Origin of the sequence: Amycolatopsis anabasis (assembly GCF_009765355.1) — a bacterium.
GTDB classification, from domain to species: domain Bacteria; phylum Actinomycetota; class Actinomycetes; order Mycobacteriales; family Pseudonocardiaceae; genus Amycolatopsis; species Amycolatopsis anabasis.
Window position 1 is genome coordinate 70160 of record NZ_VTHK01000021.1, and the last position, 21280, is coordinate 91439.

Consider the following 21280-nt stretch of genomic DNA (forward strand, 5'->3'; position numbering starts at 1 on the left):
AGCAGGGTCAGGCACATGGAGAAGGTCCGCGTGGTCGTGGTGGGGGCCGGGGCAGTCGGCCTAGCGACGGCGCTTCAGCTGTCCGAAACGGGGCGCTACGCCGTGACAGTCCTGGAACGGCAGCACGTCGCGGAGGGTTCGTCGAGCCGGTCGGTCGGGATCATCGAGACCCAGTACGTCGACGAATTCGACATCGCGGTCAGGGCGTTCGGCCTGCGTTTCGCGCAGCGTCTCGCGCGGGACGCGGGATTGCGGCTGACCGCGAACGGCTACCTCCGGCTCGCCGACTCCGAGGAGACGGTGGAGTCGTTCGAGTTGAGCGTGGAACGCCAGCGAGAGCACGGGATTCCCGACGCCCGGGTGCTCACCAGCGGCGAGGTCGAGAAGCTGGTGCCGTTCATCGACATGTCCGGCCGGGCCGGCGGGCTGTTCGGCCCGAGCGACGGTTTCGTCGACGGCCATCTGTTCACCAACCTCATGGGAGATCTCGCCCGCCGCAACGGCGTCCAGGTCAATCAGAGAACGAGGCTCCGGGGAGCTTCGTGGGAACCCGGCGGGGCAGCGGTGCTCGCCACCGACCGCGGCGAGGTCGCCGCCGACTATGTGGTCAACGCGGCCGGTGCCTGGGCCGGCGAGGTCGGCGACATCCTCGGCGCACCCGTCACCGTGAGGCCGCAACGGCATCAGGCGGTGACGGTGATCCTGGACAGGCCGCTGGGCCGGCTCGTGCCGTCGGTCATGGACTATGTGCCCGGCAGCGGACGCCCCGGGTTGTACTTACGCCCCGAAGGGCAGACGAAATTCTTCGCCGGCCTGCATTCGGAGGAGGCGCTGCCCGGCGAAACGAACCCGGACGACTGGTCCGGGGCAGTCGACCCGGCGTTCGTCGAGGAGATCGCCGAGTCTCTCGCGCAACGCTTCACTGGCCACGATTCCGCCCGGCTGGGCCAAGGCTGGGCAGGGCTGTTCCCCATGTCAGCCGACTCCCATCCGGTCGTCGGGCCGCATTGGAGCAACGAGCGCGTCATCTGCGCACTCGGCGCCGGTGGCAACGGAATCCAGTTGGCCCCAGCCATCGGACGCACTGTCCTCGACTGTCTCGACGGAGCGCGTCCCGCCTTCGCCGGCCCCGGGTCCGCCTGGGACCCGGCGAGGCTGGCGGCCCCGTCCCACGCCGGTTCGAACCGTCAAGGTGGTACTGAACTATGAAGCAGAACAGGGAAACAGCAGCCCGGGGATCCAGTCAGGCCGGCCCGATCGGCGGAGAACCGGTGCGTTTCACCCGGATGGGCGTGGTGGAGACCTTGTCGCTGGGCTTCACCTACATGTCCCCGCTGGGCGCGATCGCGGCGCTGCTTCCGCTCGGGCTCACGACGGCCGGCCCGCCGTCGACCTGGTGGCTGGTGATCGCCGCCGCGGGACAGCTGATCGTCGCGCTGGTGTTCGGCGAGATCGTGTCGCAGTACCCCATCACCGGCGGCATCTACCCGTGGGCGCGGCGGTTGTGGGGCAAGCGCTACGCGTGGCTGGCGGCCTGGATCTACTTGTGCGCCTTGATCGTCACGATCACCTCGTTCACCCAGTTCTCGATCCCCTACGTCGGCAGCCTGTTCGGCTTCCACCCGTCGAACACACAGGGATTCCTCATCGTGATCGGGCTGCTCTTGCTCGCTCTCGCGCTGAACATGGCGGGCACCAAAACCCTCGGAGCCGTCGCGCGCATCGGCTTCTACGCCGAACTCGTCGGCGTGATCGGGTACGGCCTGTATCTGCTGTTCTTCAAGCGGAACAACTCTTTCGCGGTGTTCTTCGACGCGATGGGCACCGGGGGCGGCGCGCCGTACACCCAAACGTTCCTGCTGGCGGCGCTGACCGGCCTCTTCCTGTTCTACGGCTTCGAAGCCTGCGGCGACGTGGCCGAAGAAGTCGAACGTCCAGGGCGGAGCATTCCGCGGGCGATGATCCTCACCGTGGTGTGCGGGCTGGTGTCCGCGGGCATGGCCTTCGTCGGGTTCATCCTCGCCTCGCCGGATCTGCAGGCGATCGTCGACGGGAAAATCACCACCGACCCGATCTCGGCCATTCTCGACAGCGCGGTCGGTCCGGCGGGGACGAAGATCTTCCTGGCGATCGCGCTGACCGCGTTCATCTCCTGTGTGATGTCCCTCGAGGCGGCCCTGAGCCGGCTGGTTTTCGCATTCGCCCGCGACCGCATGCTCCCCGGCAGCAAATACCTTGCGACGCTGTCGAAAGCCGCCACCCCGCGTACGGCGATGCTGTTCGCGTGCGCCGCGCCGGTGGTGTTGTCCATCGTCGTCCTGATCGCGCCCGACAGCCTTCCCCGGTTCACCGCGTTCGCGGTGTGCGGCATCTATCTCTGCTTCCACATGGTCACCTTCGCCGCACTGCGCATGCGGCTCAAAGGCTGGCGTCCTGCCGGCGACTGGAACCTCGGGCGCGCCGGGCTCGCGGTCAACGTCATCGCGCTGGCGTGGGGCGTGACCGCGATGGTCATCCTCACCCGTCCGGGCAGCTCGGACCTGGGTTTCCTCGACCGCTGGATCGTGGTCGCCGGGCTGGTCGTCGTGGTCGGTTCCGGGCTGCTGTACATGGCGATCGCGCGACCGTGGGGCAAATCGGACGCACCGGCGGGCGACGCACTGGAGGTCGCCGCGGAGATGCGAGCGGCGCGAGCGCGGTCCGCGACATCCGTCGTCGACGCTGCCTGACCTTCTACACCTCGAAAGTTGCCCCATCGTTGAGGAGAAAACGCCCATGAACCCGCTTGAGATCATTCCCGTTGCGCACGAGCGCCTCCGCACTGTGCGGCGACAGCATTTCATCGGCGGCCGGTTCGCCAGCACGAGCAGCACAGAGGCGATCTCGGTCACCAACCCCGCGACCGGGCAGTCCCTGGGAACCATCCCCAACGGCACCAGCGCCGACGTGGACGCCGCGGTGGCGGCAGCCCGCTCGGCGCTGCCGGACTGGAGCCGCCGCACGCCCGGAGCCCGCGCGGAAACGCTTTTCGCGGTCGCCGACGTCGTCGACGCCAACGCCGGGCTCCTCGCCGCTGTCGAGTCGATCAACGTCGGCAAACCGCTCGCTGCGGCTGCCGAAGAAATCGCCGTGGTGTCGGACTGTCTCCGCTTCATGGCCGGTGCCGCCCGCTCGGCCCAGACGCCCGCCGCCGGCCAGTACCTGCCGGGATTGCTCTCGTGCATCAAGCGCGAGCCGGTAGGCGTCATCGGCGCGGTGACGCCATGGAACTTTCCGCTGATGATGGCCGCTTGGAAGATCGCTCCCATCCTGGCCGCGGGAAACACCTTGGTGCTCAAACCGTCCCAGCTGACGCCGCTGTCCGTTCTCCTCCTCCTGGAAATGACGGCTGACGTGCTTCCCCCCGGCCTGCTCAACGTCGTTCTGGGACGCGGCTCCCAGATCGGCGACGCGCTGAGCAAACACCCCGGCATCGACATGATGGCGCTGACCGGCAGCCTCGCCTCCGGCCGGGCAGTGGCACGGCAGGCCGCCGACGGCATCAAGCGCGTGCACCTCGAACTCGGAGGAAAAGCGCCGCTGCTCGTGTTCCCGGACGCAGACCTGGACGCCCTTGTCGAGACGCTCGTCGCCACCGGGTACACCAACGCCGGCCAGGACTGCGGAGCCGCCACCCGGGTGGTGTGTCACCGCGACGTCCACGACACCGTCGTCGAGAAACTCGTCGCGGGCGCGGAGTCGCTGGTGATGGGAGACCCGGGTGCCGACGACCGCGTCCAGCTCGGCCCGGTGATCAGCGCCGCGCACCGGAACCGCATCGCGGCCATGGTGGAGCAGGCGTGCAGTGACGGCGCGAAGATCGCGACCGGCGGAGAGATCCCGGATCGCAGCGGATTTTTCTATCCGGCGACCGTGCTGACCGATGTCGCCGCCGGCACGCAGATGGCTCGCGACGAAGTGTTCGGACCGGTGATCTCGGTCGAAACGTTCACCGACGAGTCCGAGGGCATCGCGAAGGCGAACGACGTCGACTACGGTCTCGCCGCGTCGGTGTGGACCGCGGACCAGCGGCGGGCACTGCGGATCGTGGACCAGCTCGACTTCGGCACCGTGTGGGCCAACACCCACCTGGCGTTCGCCACCGAGATGCCGTGGGCGGGGTTCGGCCAGTCCGGATACGGGCGCGACAACTCGACCTATGCGCTCGAGGACTACACCCGCACCAAGCACGTGCTCCTTCCGATGGACGGTACAGCCGACTGATCCCTTGCCGCGGCCGGAAACCTCGCTGCCCGCGCGGGCAGCACCGAGGAGAGAACCGATGACACAAGCAGTTTCATCCCGCACGCTCGGCGCGACCGCCACCCGCGCCGCCCACACCTGGCCCGACAAGGCCGCGGTGCGATTCGACGGCAGCGCAATGACCTTCCGCGAATTGCATGCGACGGCGCTCCAGTTCCTCGGCCAGTTTCACCGCGCCGGACTGGGCAAAGGGGACGCGTTGCTCGTCATGCTGGACAACGGCCTTCAGTTTCCGGCCGTGGCGGTCGGCGCCGCGCTCGGCGGGATCGTGTCGGTTCCGGTCAACACCGAGTACCGGGGCGACACGCTCCGCCACATCGTGGGCCATTCGGGCGCCGAGGCAATCGTCACGTCCGAGAAGTACCTCGACCGCGTCCTGGAGGTGCGGCCCCCCTCGCTGCGGGCGGTCCTGGTGATCGACGCCGAGCGGCGCTCGAGCGACGACGGCGTGGACATCGCCCCGGTTCGGCTGGGCGAGCCCGGTCGTCCGGCCGCCGCATCCGAACTCGACGAGATCGCCATCATGTACACCTCGGGCACGACCGGACGAGCGAAAGGCGGAGTGGTTTCCCATCTTCACGCATTCGAATACGCGCGCAGAGTCGCGGACATCCTCGAATTGTCGGAAGAGGATGTCTACTATGCTCCGCTGCCGTTGTTCCACATCGCCGGGTTGTGGGCGGCGTTCTACGCGTGCTTGCAGCGCGGCGCGACCTGTGTACTGGTGCCCCGGTTCAGCGTCTCGCGGTTCTGGCCGGACTGCCGGGAAGCGGCGGCCACGAAGACCTTTCTGCTCGGCGCGATGGCGCAGTTCCTTTACCGTTCGGCCGACGACGCGTCCTCTCGCGACAACACGGTGCGGCGGGCGATCGTCGTGCCGTTGATCGACGAAATCGACGCGTTCCAGCGGAGATTCGGGGTCGCGGTGTCGACCTGCTACGCCTCGACCGAAGTGAATCTGCCGCTGGCGCCGCCGAGCGGCCGGAATCTGCGGAAGTCGGCGGGCCTGGGGCGACCGTGCGACGGATTCACCGTGCGCGTCGTGCGCAAGGACGGCACGGAAGCAAGCGCGGGCGAACCGGGCGAATTATGGGTACGCCACAAGTCCGCGGGCGTGCTGCTGCTGCGTTACCACGAGGACGCGGCCGCGACCGACAGCCTCGTCGTGGACGGCTGGCATCGCAGCGGCGACATCGTCAAGTTCGACGAGCAGGGAAACTTCCATTTCGTCGACCGGCTCAAGGACGCTTTGCGGAAACGCGGCGAGAACATTTCCTCGTTCGAAGTGGAATCGGAGATCCGCTCGCATCCTGACGTCGTCGAGTGCGCGGTGGTCGGGGTCGCGTCCAGTGCCACCGAACAGGATGTCGTCGCGTACGTGCAGCTGCGGCCCGGTGCCTCGACCACGGCCGCGCAGATCAGAGACCATGTCGCCGCCCGGGCTCCGAAATTCATGGTCCCCGACGAAGTCCACGTCGTCGACGCCTTCCCCACCACCCCGACGGGCAAGATACAGAAGTTCAAACTGCGCGAGCGTGCTGAACACCGATGAGTGCCGCGACTGTTCCGGGCCCGGGCGAAAAGCCCGGCTGAACACGGAATCGAAAACCCGTGAGCAGTGATCGGCAGTGCTGCCGGGATTTCCCGCGGCCTGGCGTGCCCGCTCGAGAATCCGATCAGCTTTCTTGCGTCGGCTCGTGCTGCAGTTCGAGGAGCATGATGGCGGCGGACACGCTGGTCGGATCGTCTTCGAGCCGCCTCGGCAGCAGCGCACGGGCTTTGGCGAGGCGCCTGTCGACGGTGTTGCGGTGCGCGAACAGCCGGTCGGCGGCGTTGGAGGCATTGAACCCTTCGGTGATGTACGTCCGGATCGTGCGCTGCAGAACCGGGTCGGCTGTCGCCAGTTCGCCCAGCGTGTCGGCGACGAATTGCTCGGCGCGGGCCGGATCGGCGGTGATCAGGTCGGCGAGGTGCACGTCTTCGTAGCGCACGACGCGTCGTGGCGACCCGATCCGGGCGAGGAGGCGCTGGGCGGCGGCCGCATCGAGGTGGCTCCGCCGGAACCCGGTGAGGTCGGCTCCGGGACAGCCGAGCGCCACGCGGACGCGAGGAGCGTCGTCCAGCACCCTCGCCAATGCCGCGACGGGCGGAACCTCGGAGGCGGGGACCCAGAGCCACAGCGCCGCCGTACTGGGAGGAAGCGTCAGGCGGCGGGCCGCGCCGAAGACCCGCATGAGGCACTCGGCGACCCGCTCGAGTCCATGGCTGTCCTCGGGGGAATCGGCCCACAGGATCGCCGCGACGTGGTGTCCGGTCAGCGGATAGCCGAGTTGCTCCTCCGCGCGGGCGCGGCTGATGCGGGCGCCTTGGAGCAGCAGCTGCACCGTGGTGTGCCGTTGTGCCTGGGCGCCGACGCCGAGTTCGCCGCGGATCTCGTCGACGTAGGTTCCGACGGCGGCGATCGAGTCGTCGACGTAGGTCGTCAGTGAGTTGGCGGCAACCTCGACCAGCTCGCGCAACTCGGCTGGATCCGAGGTGACGGCGAAGCAGTCGTCGAGCCACCGGCTCCATCCCACCCGCTGCGCCGCACGCCAGGAATCGACCTCGTTCATGTCCATTCCGCGCAGCACGAGGTCGCGGGCGTAGATCAACATCTCGGTGCCTTTCGCCGGTGGCACCCGACGCCCCGGCTGCTGCAGATTGCACACCAGCCAGTGCGTCATGTTGGCCTTGTTGAGCCGCCGGTCCGCCTCCGACAGCACCGGGTCCTCGACGTATTCCCGTTGCCGCGACCCGCTTTGCGAAGCACGCCATACCCGGTCGGCGACCTCGTCGGACACCGGCAGCTGACTCTCGGCGATCCGCTTGATCAGTTCGCAGACCCGTTCCGACGGGTCAGGCCACAACGTCTCCATGCGCCGAAAGCGTAGGCCAGAACCCGGATTTCCGAGCCCGGTGCCCGATGGTCCCCAGCCGGCTACGCACCGTGCCGCGCGGCCTGAGCCCGGGCACCGCCGGCGGCTTCCGGGCAGCGAGCGCGGCGATTCGGCCGCGCGACATCGGGTCGGACTCCGGTCTCGCCCACACGGGTCAATCGGGACGTAGCCGCCTCAACGGAGGCCGGATCCGAGTGCCCGGCGACCCGAGTGGTGCACGGTGCACCGTGGCGGTGCGCATCTTGGTCGGCGCTGTCGTAGCCGACGGAACGTCCCCGGGCGCACCGTTGAGACCCCCATCACACGCCGGAATCGTCGGTGCGGGCGGCCAGGAGCGCCGCGTCGACTTGGAACGGGAGTGAATCACCATGGCACCAGCAAACGACGCGGTCTTGGAGGCAGCGACGGGCGTCCGCGGAGAAGCGGCGCGCAAGCGAGGGCCGCTGATCGCGGTCGCCGCGGTTCTCTCCACCGTGAGTCAAGCCATCCTCTACATGCTGACGCCCCTCCTGCCCGTGATTCAGGGCCACTTCGCTCTCGACGTGGTGGAAACGACGTGGATCTTCACCGCAATGGCCTTGGCCAGCGGCGCCGGCTTCGTGCTGGTCCCGCGCCTGCAAGACGTCGTCGGGGACCGCGCGATCCTGCTGTGGTCGGGAATCGTCCTCACGGCGGGCGCCTTGATCGCCGCGGTCAGCGACGCGTATCCGGGGCTGCTGGTCGGGGCCGCGCTGCTCGGGTTCGGCAGCGCGGCGTCGGTGCTCCCGCTCGGTTTCCTGCGCCGCCACCTTTCCGGCGGCTCGATCGCCACCGCCGTCATGGTGCTCATCATGGCCACCGGAACCGCAGTGGTCGTGGGCCAGGTCGGCGGCGGCCTGTCGGTGAAGTACCTGTCGCTGCCCACGTTCTTCTACATCCTCGCCGCGGCGTTCGCGGCGACCACCGCGGCTCTCCTGGTCGTCGTTCCCCGCTGGCACCCCGCGTCCTCGGACCGGATCGGCGTGCCCGGAACGGTCTGGATGATCGCTTGGGTCGCCGTCGTCCTGCTCGCCTTGGCGCAGGTGAATGTCTGGGGGAACCTGTGCTACCTGATCCTCGCCGTCGGGCTGCTGGGCGGCGTCGCCTGGGTGGCGGTCGAACGCAAGTCAGCCACCGCCGTCTTCGATCTGAGCATGCTGAAGAAGCCATTCGCTTCGACGGCCTGCGTGGCGGCGTTTCTGTTCGGCGCCATCGACGGCGGTTTCGTGCTGCTGGTCGCCTACTACACCCAGACGCCCGCTGAAGTGGGGTATGGCCTGGGAACCGACGCACTGGGAACCAGCCTCATGCTCCTGCCCTTCGCCTTGACCATGTTCATCAGCGGCCGAGCCGCCGAACGGCTGGTGCAGCAGGGACGCCCCGGCGTCATCCTCGTCGCCGGCGCGGCGATGTGCGGGCTCGGCCTGGTGTGGCTCGCGTTCGCCCACGACCACACCTGGCAGTACCTGGTCGGCTCCGCCCTCGTCGGCCTCGGCAGCCGAGCCGGATACAGCGGGTCCTACGCCATCCCCCAGCTTCTGGTCTCCGAGGACAAAGCCGGGATGGCCGCGGGCATCCCGTCGACGGTCATGATGATCGGCGCCGGCCTCGGGACCGCCGTCACCACCATGACACTCTCGCTCGCGTCCGTTCCGCACTTCGACGGGGTGCCCCAGCGCTCCCTCTACACAGTGGGGTACCTGATCACCGCCGTCTTCACCGCGGGAATCGTCCTCGCGGCCATGGTGTCCTCGGCGCGCCACCCGGGCGCCTTCAAGGCCCTGATGTCGCAGAGCCCGGCTGCTCTGCCGAACTAAGGCACGCAAGCTCCGCCGCCGCGGCTGGTGACGCGGCGGCGGAGCTTGCCGCAGTCGGCTGATGTGCCGATTCCCGAGGCGCGGCGCGCTCGGACGGCAGCTCGGCGGACCCGGCGCGGCCGACCCGGGAACCGGGCCAGGCGCTCGTGCAGGCACGCCGCAGTTGCGAAATCCCGTTGGGGCATCGCGATTGCCGAGGGCCTTGCACGAGGCATTGTGCACCGGCGTGACCCGAATAGTGGGCTGTGTTGCCGTAGAGGCTTGCGGGGCTCGGATTGCACGGTAGATCGGCAGAGTACCGGAGCCCGCACCGCAGCGATCCGGACCGCGGATCGGTTTCGCCGACCGCGGGTTCGCGGCGGCCTTGCGTGCGCATCGTCCATGTCCAGGAGTCAGTCATGCCGTCGCCAATCACCGGTCGCGCCCCGTCCGCCTTCGCTCCCGTGCTGACGCCGCTCCGAATCGGGGCGGCGACCTTGCGCAACCGCATCGTCGTCACAGCCCACACGACGCACAACATCGACCGCCTCGGGCATCCCACCGACGACGACGTCGCCTATCACGCGGAGCGGGCCCGCGGCGGGGCCGCGATGATCACGATGGGGCTCGCCGCGGTGCATCCGTCGTCGCCGACGCCGTACGGGATCTACCGGAACTTCGACGACCGCATCCGCCCGCGGTACGAAGCCCTGGCCGCCGCGGTCCACGAGAACGGCGGTCTCGTCCTGGCCCAGCTGGGGCACATGGGCGCGCGCACCGACGGCGGGACCGGCCCGGCCTGGTCGGCGTCCCAGGTCTCCCATCACTCGTGGGGCAGCATGCCGCACGCGATGAGCGCCGCCGAGATCCGGACGATCGTGGACGCCTTCAAGAGCGCGGCAGGCCGGGCGATGGCTTCCGGGTTCGACGGCGTCGAGATCTCGGCCGGGCACGGACTTCTGCTCAACCAGTTCCTCTCGCCCCTGACCAACCAGCGCGACGACGCCTACGGGCGCGACGACGACGGACGTTTCCGCTTCTGCCGGGAGGTGCTCGAGGCCGTGCGCGAGGCCGTCCCGCGCGGCCTGGTGGCGGTCCGGGTCAACGGGTCGGACGAGGCGCCCGGTTCGCTGACCCAGCGGATGTGGCTGGACATCGACCAGCGCATCGCCGAGACGGGACTCGCCGACCTGCTGAACGTCTCGGCGAACTTCGGCGGCTCGGTCGTCCCCACGATGGCCGCGCCCCGCGGGTGCTACCTGCCCTACGCCCGGGCGGTCCGCGCAGCCGTCGATCTGCCGGTGTGCGGGGTCGGCCGCATCACAGATCCGGCAATGGCCGCTCAAGCGGTGGCGGACGGCGACGCCGACCTCGTCGGAATGACCAGGGCGCACATCGCCGACCCCGCCCTCGTCCGGAAGATCCTCGAAGGACGGACTGACGAGATCAGGCCGTGCATCGGATGCGTCCAGATGTGCCTCGGAGAACTGGAACGCCACCGCAACGTCAAATGCGTGTACAACGCGGTCACCGGACGCGAACGGGTCGCGCGCGACCTGGACACCCGCCCCAGCGACGCTCCCCGCCGCGTCGTGGTGGTCGGCGGCGGACCGGCGGGTCTCGAAGCGGCGCGGGTCAGCGCGCTGCGCGGACACGACGTGACCTTGCTCGACGAACGCGCCGAGCTGGGCGGGGCCGTCCGCGTGGCCGCGCGGACCGACGGCAGGGAGGGCCTGGTCGACGCGGTCGACTGGCTGGGCAACGAGGTTCGGAGGCTCGGCGTCGACGTGCGCCTTCGCCAGATGGCGGACGCGCGGGCCGTGCTGAAGTTCGAGCCGTCGGTCGTCGTGCTCGCGACGGGTGCGTCCGAGGCGACGCCGCCGTGGGCCGGCGAGGACGACCCTCGGGTTCTCGGGGCCGCGGACGTCGTCGCCGGTCGTCCGCGACTCGCCGGGACGGTGGTCGTCGTCGACGACTCCGATCGCACCGAGGGAATGTCCGCCGCGCTCGCGGCTGCCGGGCAGGGGTGTCAGGTTCAGCTCCTGACCGCGCGGCCCGGGCCGGGCGAGCTGGTCGAGCCGGAGGTCCGGCACGACCTTCTCGTCCGGCTGCGCGACGCCGGCGTGTCCATCAGGCCGTCGCTCCGCGCCGTGCGGTGGGACCCGGCGGCGGGCCAGCTGCTCTGCCGTGATGCGGAACTGACGACCATGACGTTCAACCAGCGCGGTGACGCCGCCGCTGCCCGCGTGGCGCAGGAGACTCTCGCCGTCCCAGCGGACCACGTGGTCCACACCTGGACAGAACCGCGAGCAGAACTCCTGGACGAGCTGGCGGCCCAGGTCGACGTCCGCGTCGTCGGCGACGTGCTGCATCCCCACCGCATCGAGGGAGCGGTCCATGGCGCGTTCGATCTTGCCGTGACCCTGTAGTCCGCTGCCGCGGTGGCGCACAAGGCGCTCGTCCGTCCCGGGCGAAACGTCCACGAGGAGCCGGGAGGTCGGTCTGGTGTGGCCGGAGCATGGTGCCGGTCGCTGCCTCGCGCATCGGCCACGGTGCACTTCGTCGTCCAAACAGGAGACCTGGCGCTCCGCGGTGGTGCACCGTGCACCGGCACTGCGCGGATCGCGGGGCGCTGTGCCGTAGAAGTACACCCCTGCGTCGGCGCACCGTAGAGACGCGGATCACACGACGCAGCGAAGTCGCTGTCGCGGCTTCCGAGTCGGCGTCGCCTATTTCAAGGAGTGCACATTGTCGACGACAGAAATTGCCAAATTGCGTAGCGTCCCCCGCTCGGCGCCTGTGGAAGAGATCCTCTCGGTGTTCCGCGAAGACGGCGGAGTCATCATCAAAGGGCTGCTCAACCCCGAGCAGGTCGATCGCTTCAACGGGGAGATCGAATCGGACCTCCAGGCGCTGGCTCCCGGGTCCAGGCACGAGGACGAACTGGTCGCGGAGTTCCACGGAAGGAACACGAAGCGGCTCACCAACCTGGTGACCCGCAGTGACACGTTCGCACGCGAGGTGGTCGACCACGACCTCGTGCACGCCTTGGCGGACGCCGTCTTCCTGGAGGAGTCGGGCACCTACTGGCTCACGACCGCGCAGGTGATCGAAATCGGTCCCGGAAACACCGCGCAGATGCTGCACCGCGATCTCGAGAACTGGTTCCCGTTCGTCGGCATGGGACCGTCGGGGCCCGAGGTCATCATCAACTTCCTCATCGCTCTCACCGACTTCACCGACAGCAACGGCGCCACCCGGGTCATCCCGGGGAGCCACCGGTGGCCGGACTTCGAGGACCGCGGGACACCCGAGCAGACCGTCCCCGCCGAGATGGAGCCCGGCGACGCCCTGTTCTTCAGCGGCAAGACGGCCCACGGCGGCGGCGCCAACCGGACAACCGACGAGTACCGCCGAGCGCTGAGCTTCGCGCTCAATCCCGGCTACCTCGTCGGCGAGGAGGCGCATCCGTTCCTGATCGACCGCGAGCGTGCCGCATCGCTCTCGCCGCGGGTGCAAAGCCTCATCGGCTTCCGGTCGCAGTACCCGACCGGCTCGCCCGGACTGTGGCAGGTGGACTACAGCGAACTCGCCGACTACCTCGGCCTGTGAGCGCACGCCCGGCGGGAAGCGGACGGTTCCCGACGTGGTCCCGCCGGGCGAACCCCGCCGAAAACGACGCCGACGCCCGCCGAACGTCCGGGAACGGCCGGCCGACGGTCTATGCTGACGACGCCATGAACGAGTTGTGGCCACCGCCGTCCTCCCGGGTGAGCGAACTGATCCGTGATCTCGCGGAGCAGCTCCTCCCGGTGCGCGACGACGTGATCGACAAACTCTGGGCGGCATCGCTGAGCGGCGCTCGCCAGCACGAGTACGTGGACGATCCGGTGCTGGCCCAAGCGGACCGGCGGCTCAACGCCTCGGGCCTCACGCAATGGCTCATGTCCAACTTCCAGTCCCCGGGCCGCCGGGTTCCGCCCGCCAAAGACACCGAAATGCTCATCTATGCCCGGGACCTTGTCCTGCGCGGGCTGGACGCGGACGAATTGGAAGGATGGCGAGCCTCGCAGCGCGCCGCGTGGGAAATCTGGCTTGACGCTTGCTTCGCCGCGACGTCGGATCCCGCGGAGCTCCGCGAACTGGTCGAAATCTCAGCGACGTCGCTCACGCAGTACGTCGACGACTCCATTGCCGCCGTTCTCACCTACGCCGACGAGGTCCGGGCAGAACTCGCATCAGGAATGCAGGCGGAGCGGCACTCCACAGTCCAGCTTCTCATCGAAGGCGCTCCGCTGGACCGCGCCCGGGCCGAAGCTCAGCTGGGCTACGCCCTTACCGGACCACATGTAGCGGCCATCGCCTGGACGGACGCGAACGACGACGCGCACCACCTGGAGCGGGCCGCGGAGTACGTCATGAGGGTCGCGGGCGCCACGCGCCGTCTGACCCTGGTTGCCAGCACCGCCGCGCTCTGGTTGTGGCTCCCGGTCCCGGAAGTTCCCGCCGTCGCTCCAATCCTCGACGTTCTCAAGGGCCTGCCCGGAGTGCGTGTCGCATTGGGCAGGCCGCAGGCCGACGTCACCGGGTTCCGTTCGAGCCACCTCGACGCCGCCGCCGCTCAGCGGCTCCTCGCGCGAGTGCGGTCGCCACGCCGGGTCGTGCGTTACGAAGACGTCCACCTGCTCGATCTCCTCACGACCGATACCGCGCAGGCCGACCGGTTCGTGTCTGCGACGCTGGGCGAACTGGCCGCCGCGGACGCCTCCCTCCGGCACGCGCTGCGGACCTACGTCGACGAGGGATTCAACGTCTCGAACACGGCCGACCGGCTCTTCGCGCACCGCAACACGATCGACCGCAGGCTCGTCCGAGCCAAGGCGCTGCTGCCGCGCCCCCTCTCCGACGACGCCGCCAGCGTCGCGACGGCGCTCCGGCTCGTCGAACTCCGCGAGGACCACCCGGCCGTCGAGTAGGCCGATTCCGGCAGTGCCGGAATCGGCAGCCGGCCAGTGGTGCATCATGCACCGTCCGGGACGATTTCCTGGGCCAGAAGTGTCTGGAAAGCAATACGGCGGCGACTGCACGATAGCTGCTCAGTCCTCACCGACCAGGCAAGGAAGCGCGGTTATGAAGAGCACTGAACAGGATGAAGAAGTCGTCGACGTAGCCATCGTCGGCGCCGGCATCTCGGGAATCGGCGCCGCGCGATACCTGACCGAGGCATTTCCGGGCAAGACGGTTCTGGTGTTCGAGGGCAGGGAACGCATCGGCGGAACCTGGGACCTGTTCCGTTACCCCGGCATCCGTTCGGACTCCGATCTCCACACGTACGGCTACGAGTTCAAGCCGTGGCGGCACGAGAGCGCGATCGCCGAAGGCTATCTGATCCGCGACTATCTCCAGGAGACCGTCGACGAGTTCGACCTCGGACGGGTGATCCGGCTGCGCCACCAGGTGGTCGCGGCCGACTGGTCGAGCGCCGAGGCGCGCTGGACGCTCCAGGTCGACGTCACAGCCGACGACGGGACGACCTCGCGCATCGCGGTCAAGGCCCGGTGGGTGATCGGCGCGACCGGCTACTACCGCTACGACCAGGGCTACACGCCACAGTTCGAAGGTCGCGACGACTTCGCCGGCGACGTCCTGCACCCGCAGCACTGGCCCGAGAACTACGACTACTCCGGGAAGAAGGTCGTCATCATCGGCAGCGGGGCCACCGCGGTCACGATGACACCGGCCATGACCCTCGGCTCGGGAGCGGCCGCACACGTCACGATGCTGCAGCGGACTCCCAGCTACGTCATGTCGTTGCCCCGCAAGGACGCGCTCGCGCTGCGGCTGACCCGCGTGCTCGGCGCCGACCGCGGCTACGCGGCGACGCGCCGCAAGAACATCTGGCTCGACCAAGCGATCGTTCGGTCGGTGCGCGCCTTCCCCCGCGCCGGCCGCGCACTCATCCGGTACTACACCCGCAAGGCGCTGCCCCAGGGTTTCGACGTCGACACGCACTTCAACCCGCCGTACAACCCGTGGGACCAGCGCTTGTGCGTGACCCCGGACAACGAATTCTTCGAGGCGATCAGCGACGGCCGCGCTTCCGTCGTGACCGACCGGATTGTGCGGTTCACCCCGAAAGGCATCCTCCTGGAGTCCGGCCAGGAACTCGAGGCCGACGTCATCGTGACGGCGACGGGATTCAACCTGCGCTTCTTCGGCGGAATTCCGCTGACGGTCGACGGCGAGCAGGTGTCACTTGCCGATTCCGTGACATACCGGGGAGTTCTCTTCTCCGGCATCCCGAACTGGGCCGTGCTGCTGGGCTACACGAAGCAGTCGTGGACCTTGCGGATCGGGTTACTCTGCCGTTACCTCCGCGATCTCATGCGGCATATGGACGAGCAAGGCCACGACGTCGTCGTGCCGGAATTCCCCGCCGGGCTCCGCACCGAGCACCTGCTCGACCTCTCGTCGAACTACGTGCTGCGCTCCCAGGACGAGTTCCCGCGCCAGGGCACGAAATGGCCCTGGCGCATGCTGACCGCCTTCAGGCTGGACACGAAGGCGCTCAAGGGGAAACTGTTCGACGAAGGACTGCGCTTCACGAACTCCGCCGCACGCGTGCCGAGTCCGCCGCACAGCCCGAACGGACAGCAGCGGACCGACGCGGACCGCTCGGTCGGAGCGCAGTAATGACCAACCCGACGACGCGATTCACCGTCTCCCAACGGATGCAACGCACACTCGCCATCGGCCTCGGCCGGGTTCCGCACACCCTCCTTCGCCGTATTGCCAAGCCACCGGTGAACACCGCAGGCGAGGAAATGGCGCCCGAGATAGCCCTGCTCATGAGCGCGACAGCGAAAGCGGACGACTACAGCGACCTCGCACCGGCGGACGCCCGCGCCGCGGTCGAGACCGAATCGATCCTGTTCGCGGAACGCCTCGGCGCGTTCGAGGTCGAGGAAGAGGTCGTCTTGGCCGACGGCCTGCTCGGCACCCGGTACCGGGCAGGCCGCGAGGCACGCGGCCTGATCCTGTTCTTCCACGGCGGCGGGTTCGTGCTCGGCAGCCGGGCGAGCTACGAGACGCCGGCGAAGCTCCTCGCCCTCGAATCGGGCGCCGAGGTGCTGTCCGTCGAATACCGGCTCGCGCCCGAACACCCCTTCCCCGCAGCGCACGAGGACGCACTCGCGGCGTGGGAATACGCAGTGGCCCAAGCACCTCAATGGGGCATCGACCCCCGCCGCATCGTGGTGGCCGGCGACAGCGCGGGAGGAAATATCGCCGCAGTGCTCAGCCAGCACCTGCGCGGCCGGAAGATCGAGCCGCTGCTGCAGGTCCTGATTTACCCCGTCGTCGACGTCTCGACCCGCCGCCCCTCGCACGACGAGTTCGAGAGTTCGCCGGCCCTGACGGCGAAACAGCTCGAGTGGTTCACCCATCACTATCTGGCTTCAAAATCCGACCGGTCGGACCCCCGCGTGTCGCCGCTGCTGGCGGCGGGCCTAGCGGGCGTCGCCCCGGCCGTAATCGTCGTAGCAGGGTTCGACCCGCTGCGCGACGAGGGCGAAGAGTACGCCGCGGCCCTTCTCCGCGCCGGAGTATCGGCCGAGGTTTTGCGCGAGGGCGGGCTTGTGCACGGATTCATCTCGTTCACCGCCATCAGCAGAACGAGCAAGCTCGCCGTCGAGCGCATTGCTCGGACCATCGGCAAGGCACTGCAAACAGCCGGGACGTCGTGAGCGTCGAACCGCACTCACCGGAGCCGGTACCGCCTCCGCCGTCCGAAACACCACCAGGTGAAACAAGACCAACACGCCGCGGTGAAACCCTACAGGCGAGAGGTCAACCGGCTCCTGCTGCCGACCCGTTCCTATTGCACACGCGGAAGAGCATCGACCTCAAGTCCTGCTGCGGATCTCCTGCTCGGCTGCCACCGCTTCTTGCCGGGATACACGGATAGAGTCTTGTCACTACGTTCAAGTATTTGCGAGGAATTAGCCCGGCATAGCCAGGTCGGCTCGTGAAGGGCAACTTTCCGAGCTGACCTTTGGAAACTGCTCGGCCGCAATGAAAATCGCGGCACTCTCCTGTGTGAGACGCTGGGTTCGTTAGCTGGCTTGCCGGTTGGAGATGTGCTTTCTCGGCTGTTGCAGGGCGTCCGTGAGGCTGAGCGTGCTTGGGGCGGGGCGTTGGTCGAGATCGGCCAGCGATGTGGTGAGCAGGTGCAGCGTGCGCGGGATGCTGTCGTGCCGGCCGAGTCGCGCTTGCAGGCGCATGAGGTCGCGGTAGATCGCCTCGTTGTAGGGGTCGAGGTGGCGGGCTTGTTCCGGCAGAGCGAGTGCCTGTTCGGGGCTATCGGTTCTGATCTTGCGGATCAGGGTGCTGAGCGCGTCGAGGACGTCGCGCCGGAGTGCCTCGCGGGGCCCGTCGATCCAGTCCGCGGTGATGCCTTCGGCGAGGTCTCCGCGGTACAGCTCGGTGACGCGATTCGCCGCCGCGACGGCCTCTGTTGCCGGGGCTTGGCGGCTGGCGGTGATGGCGTCCTGGATCCGCCAGAGGTCGGTGGTCAGGATCGTCTGGTCGAGCCGGTAGTGGCTGTCCTGGTTGACGATGAGGTCGAGGGTGTCGTCGTTGCTTGCCCGGCGAAGGCCGCGGCGTAGCTGGGACAGGGTCGCGTGGAAGCTGTTGTAGGGACGTTCGCCGGGCGCGTCCGGCCAGAGCGCGGCGCTGAGGGTTTCGCGTCGGCACCCGTCACGGTGTAGCGCCAGGTAGACCAGGATCTCGCGTTGCCGCGGAGCGAGGCCGTCGATGAGGTCACGGAGTTCGGGGTCGACTCTGGTCAGGTGCAGCCGGCCGAGCACCTGCAGATGCAGCGGCGGGGCCGGGGCCGGATCTGTGGCCGGGCGCGGCGCGGTCGTGGGGTTGTCGTCCCGCCGGGCGGCCGAGGGGCGCGGGTGGTTGCTGACCTCCGTCGGGGATGGCTCGGTCGTTTCTGATTCAGCCTGTCCGGACGGTCCAGTCGTCGGGTACTCGCCGCGGTTGTCGCTGGCGGTCTCCGTCTGTGGGGTCGCGGCTGCGGCGTCGGGTGCCGTAGTGAACTCGTACTCGAATGCGAGTGCCTCGGCATTCGCCGTCGTGCTCTCGGCCCGGCTTTGCCGCTGTGTGCCTGGTTCCGCGGCGCTGCTGGCGACGGTGCGGTCTCGGATCGGGTCGTCGCTGCCGGGCTCGGCCGCGTGCAGGAGTGTGAGCAGGGCACGGGCATCGGCGTCCGGCAATGTGAACAGTCGAGCGCCGGCCAGGTCTTCGCTCAGGGTGGGGCTGGTCGCTTCGACGGTGCCGTCGTCGCGCACGCGCACGGTGCCGCCGGGGTGCCAGGGGCCGAGGAACACGCCAGCCAGACCGAGGTGGGAGCCGTTGTCGAGGACGGCGTGCGCGCGCCGGTTCGTGTCCGCGTTTGGCGTGGCCACCACCACGGCAGGCCCTATGACGTTGTGCGGGTGCGCCGTGTTCGCTGGTGGGTCGTCCCGCGCGAGGTCGCCGGTGTCGGTGCGGGCGACCAGCTCGGCTTCCAACGTCGCCAGCGCTGCGGGCAGGTCATCGACGATGCGCAGCCGGTCCGGGACGGGATCCGCCAGGTCGTGTCCGAAGAGCGCGCGGGCGTCGTCGGCGGGCATCACGATCATGGCGTCGAGGCCGTCGCTGGTGGCCTGCGCGAGCAGGGTCATGATCAAGGCCCGTGCGGCGGCGTGGGCACCGGGACCGGTGAGTCCCAGTCCCCGCGTGTTGGCGAGGTCGAGCGCGATGGCGTGCCCGTCGCGTACGCCGAGCGAGGTGTCCTGGGGTCCCGGGAGCACAGCACGGACCGTGGCCTGGGCTCGGTTGCGGGCGTGGATGTCGGCCGGTAGCACGTGTCCGGGTGGTGCTGGCGCAGCGGCCGGGTCGTCGTCGGCCTGCTGGGGCGCGGTGGTGTCGTGGGCGATGCGCAGTGCGCGGACGACCGGGAGGCCAGCGGGGTCAGCGTCGTCGCGTGCGCCGGGGTGGTACCAGCGGCGGTGCCGGAGTCGGACGGTGATCATCGCGAGGGTGATCGGAGCAGCCAGTCCGAGGCCGACGAACGCGCCGGTCGGCAGTGCGATACCGGTTCCGGGCTGTGCCTCGGGCATGTACGGCTGTTCTCCTCGAGGTGTGTGCGGCGGGGCGGGCTGCTCGGCGGAGGTAGCCGGGCCTTCTGGGGCGGGCGCGGGTGTCGGGCTGTTCGGTGGCGTCGCGGGCTGCTCTGGTGGCTGCGCGGGTGGTGGTGCCCCCTGGGCGGGCAGGACGAGGTGCCAGCCGGGCAGGATCTGGTCGGGGTGGCGCAGCGCGCGGCCGTCGGGTTGGGTGCGGCCGGCGTTGAGGTCGAAGATCGCGGGCCAGGCGTCCGGGTTGCCGAGTTCGCGTTCAGCGATGGCCGAGAGCGTGTCGGTGGGCTCGACGGTGACGGTGCGCCCGCTCGCTGTGGCGATGTCCGCGGGACGAGGCAAGGCGACGGCGTCCGGCGGGAACAGCAGCGTCCATCCCGGTTCCAGGTCGCCGGGGCTGTCGGCGAGCAGGCCGGGGTTGAGCCGCACGATCTCGTGGTAGCGGGTGCCGCGGCCGAGGTGGCGTTCAGCCAAGTCCCACAAGGTGTCGCCGTGCACCACTGTGTAAGGCACGGCGTCGTCCGTTCCCGCTGCTGCGGGAGACGATGTGCTCGGGGCGCCGACGGTCCCCGCAGTCTGGTCGGTCGCGGTGTCCGCTGCGGAGACCCGGGCTGCCGTGACGGGATGTTCGTGGGGCCATGGCGGCGCGGTGGCCGCAACCGGTGTTGCCGGGGCTGTCGATGCCCCTGCGGTACCGGCGGAGGTGGCTACGAGAACGGCGGTCACCAGTCCGGCGATCCATCGGCCACGCGGCACCCGGCGCAGCAGACCGCGGGCGGTACGGACACCGTGCCCCGTCTGGCGAATCAACTCGACCACGACGGAAAGAGTCAGCAAGAACCAGCCGGCCCACGCCACCGCCACGACCAGCCAGAGCACGAGGTCGCCGGTCAGCCTGGACGCGGCGTTGAAGCGAGGCCTGGCCTTCAACGACCAATTGTTCCGCTGGAACGTGGTGTTCGCGCGGGTCGCGGGACTGCTCGGTGAGCGGGAGGCGCAACGCCGCAACGCTCGCGCGACACTCAAGTTGGCGCAGAAGGGCCCAACACTTCCCCACAAACCGGACATTGGCGTTGTACGAACAGACAAGGAGACGTTGGCCTGGCTGCGTCGGCTTGCAGCCGACGCAGGTGAATGACCGTGATGTGTTCGGGTGGGTCGGCCAGGCGCTCGCACCCCGAGGTGGCCTCGTTCCGCAAGTAACTGCTGCACCGCTGTCGGCCTACGCACGCGTCAGTGCGAGACGCTCAGGACGTGAACCGACCGTCGGTGCAACCGGTCCCGGCGAATCTCCATTGAGCCCCGCACGTTCCAATCGAGACCCGGCGCGGTTGAGCGCTCTCCACCTTGGTGCTGAGCATGACGGCAACGGCGTCGGCGACCTCGCCCACCGGCTCCAGCTGACCACACCACAGATGGAGGCCCTGGCCACCGCCGGCGCGGCCGCCCGCAACAGCAACACGCAGGCCGCCCTCGACCGCGCCCACGACGCGATTTCCCGGCTACGCCGGGAAAAGACCCCGGTCAGCATCGCTGCCGTCGGCCGTCGTGCCGGTATCTTACGGGACGTTTCTCTCCAGCAACCCCGAGGCGCGCAGCGCGGTCGCCGCGGCCATCGTGGACGCCGACGAGCGGCGCGGCCAGGCGCTGGCTGACCTGGATGACCAGCACGCCACCTGGCGGGAGCGGGCACTCACGCCGAGGACGCCCTCAAAGCCGCCAACGTCGAGATCCTCACCCAGCGCACCCGCATCGGCGAACTCCTCGCCCAAATCCGCGACCTGCAAGCCGAATGGACCGAGGAAGCCATCCAGCGGATCACCACGGAGAACACCACGCTCAAGCAACGCCTCCGCCAGCTCACCACCGACAACCGCAACGTGGAGGAGCCCCTGACGGCCGCCCGCTCGAACCTGCGCTTCCAAGACCGCCGCATCGCCGACCTGGAGGCCAAGTTCGTCGCCCGGGCCGCAACAATATGACCGATTTGGCACTGCTGTGGTGCATTTGAGGGCTCGCATCTGCCCATTGCTTGACCACTTCG

14 protein-coding genes are annotated in these 21280 nt (G+C 69.0%); 11 read left to right on the top strand and 3 right to left on the bottom strand.

The window, feature by feature from the left end:
* The first annotated feature begins 15 nt into the window (after positions 1-15).
* The 4 genes from FXO23_RS26195 (at position 16) to FXO23_RS26210 (ending at position 5854) form a co-directional block, all read left to right on the top strand.
* A complete protein-coding gene (locus FXO23_RS26195; protein ID WP_158888092.1) occupies positions 16-1209 on the top strand; it encodes an NAD(P)/FAD-dependent oxidoreductase in 1194 nt (397 codons plus the stop codon).
* Positions 1210-1271: 62 nt separating this feature from the next.
* Positions 1272-2729 carry an APC family permease gene (locus tag FXO23_RS26200; RefSeq protein ID WP_218952164.1) on the top strand — a complete coding sequence of 486 codons (1458 nt, stop codon included), beginning with the start codon at positions 1272-1274 and terminating at the stop codon, positions 2727-2729.
* Positions 2730-2775: 46 nt separating this feature from the next.
* A complete protein-coding gene (locus FXO23_RS26205) occupies positions 2776-4263 on the top strand; it encodes an aldehyde dehydrogenase family protein (RefSeq protein WP_158888094.1) in 1488 nt (495 codons plus the stop codon).
* A gap of 58 nt (positions 4264-4321) precedes the next feature.
* A complete protein-coding gene (locus FXO23_RS26210) occupies positions 4322-5854 on the top strand; it encodes a class I adenylate-forming enzyme family protein (RefSeq protein WP_158888095.1) in 1533 nt (510 codons plus the stop codon).
* Positions 5855-5978: 124 nt separating this feature from the next.
* Here FXO23_RS26210 and FXO23_RS26215 read toward each other — a convergent pair whose 3' ends face one another.
* Positions 5979-7142: a PucR family transcriptional regulator gene (locus FXO23_RS26215; protein WP_218952165.1), complete on the bottom strand. Its 1164-nt coding sequence runs from the start codon at positions 7140-7142 to the stop codon at positions 5979-5981.
* Between the two features lie 464 nt (positions 7143-7606).
* On the opposite strand from FXO23_RS26215, the gene FXO23_RS26220 reads away from it, so the two are divergent.
* The 6 genes from FXO23_RS26220 (at position 7607) to FXO23_RS26245 (ending at position 16797) form a co-directional block, all read left to right on the top strand.
* A complete protein-coding gene (locus FXO23_RS26220; protein WP_158888097.1) occupies positions 7607-9073 on the top strand; it encodes an MFS transporter in 1467 nt (488 codons plus the stop codon).
* 398 nt (positions 9074-9471) lie between these two features.
* A complete protein-coding gene (locus tag FXO23_RS26225) occupies positions 9472-11481 on the top strand; it encodes an oxidoreductase (protein ID WP_158888098.1) in 2010 nt (669 codons plus the stop codon).
* Between the two features lie 370 nt (positions 11482-11851).
* On the top strand, positions 11852-12664 hold the full coding sequence (locus FXO23_RS26230) for a phytanoyl-CoA dioxygenase family protein (protein ID WP_218952166.1): 813 nt from the start codon (positions 11852-11854) through the stop codon (positions 12662-12664).
* Positions 12665-12822: 158 nt separating this feature from the next.
* Positions 12823-14028: a PucR family transcriptional regulator gene (locus tag FXO23_RS26235; RefSeq protein WP_246257819.1), complete on the top strand. Its 1206-nt coding sequence runs from the start codon at positions 12823-12825 to the stop codon at positions 14026-14028.
* A gap of 154 nt (positions 14029-14182) precedes the next feature.
* Entirely contained in the window at positions 14183-15745 is a 1563-nt protein-coding gene (locus tag FXO23_RS26240) for a flavin-containing monooxygenase (RefSeq protein WP_158888166.1), read from the top strand.
* Positions 15745-16797, top strand: coding sequence for an alpha/beta hydrolase (locus FXO23_RS26245; protein WP_158888101.1), 1053 nt, complete (start codon positions 15745-15747; stop codon positions 16795-16797). The genes FXO23_RS26240 and FXO23_RS26245 overlap by 1 nt, the downstream gene beginning before the upstream one ends.
* Positions 16798-17166: 369 nt before the next feature.
* On the opposite strand, the gene FXO23_RS26250 is transcribed toward FXO23_RS26245, so the two are convergent.
* Positions 17167-19710, bottom strand: coding sequence for a BTAD domain-containing putative transcriptional regulator (locus FXO23_RS26250; RefSeq protein ID WP_246257821.1), 2544 nt, complete (start codon positions 19708-19710; stop codon positions 17167-17169).
* Between the two features lie 433 nt (positions 19711-20143).
* Between FXO23_RS26250 and FXO23_RS50810 the strand changes: the two genes are divergently transcribed.
* Positions 20144-20374, top strand: a complete 231-nt coding sequence (locus FXO23_RS50810; protein ID WP_179956876.1) for a hypothetical protein — start codon at positions 20144-20146, stop codon at positions 20372-20374.
* A 421-nt stretch (positions 20375-20795) separates the two neighbouring features.
* Here the strand turns inward: FXO23_RS50810 and FXO23_RS26255 are convergent, their stop codons facing one another.
* On the bottom strand, positions 20796-21257 hold the full coding sequence (locus FXO23_RS26255) for a hypothetical protein (RefSeq protein WP_158888102.1): 462 nt from the start codon (positions 21255-21257) through the stop codon (positions 20796-20798).
* Positions 21258-21280 lie beyond the last annotated feature (23 nt).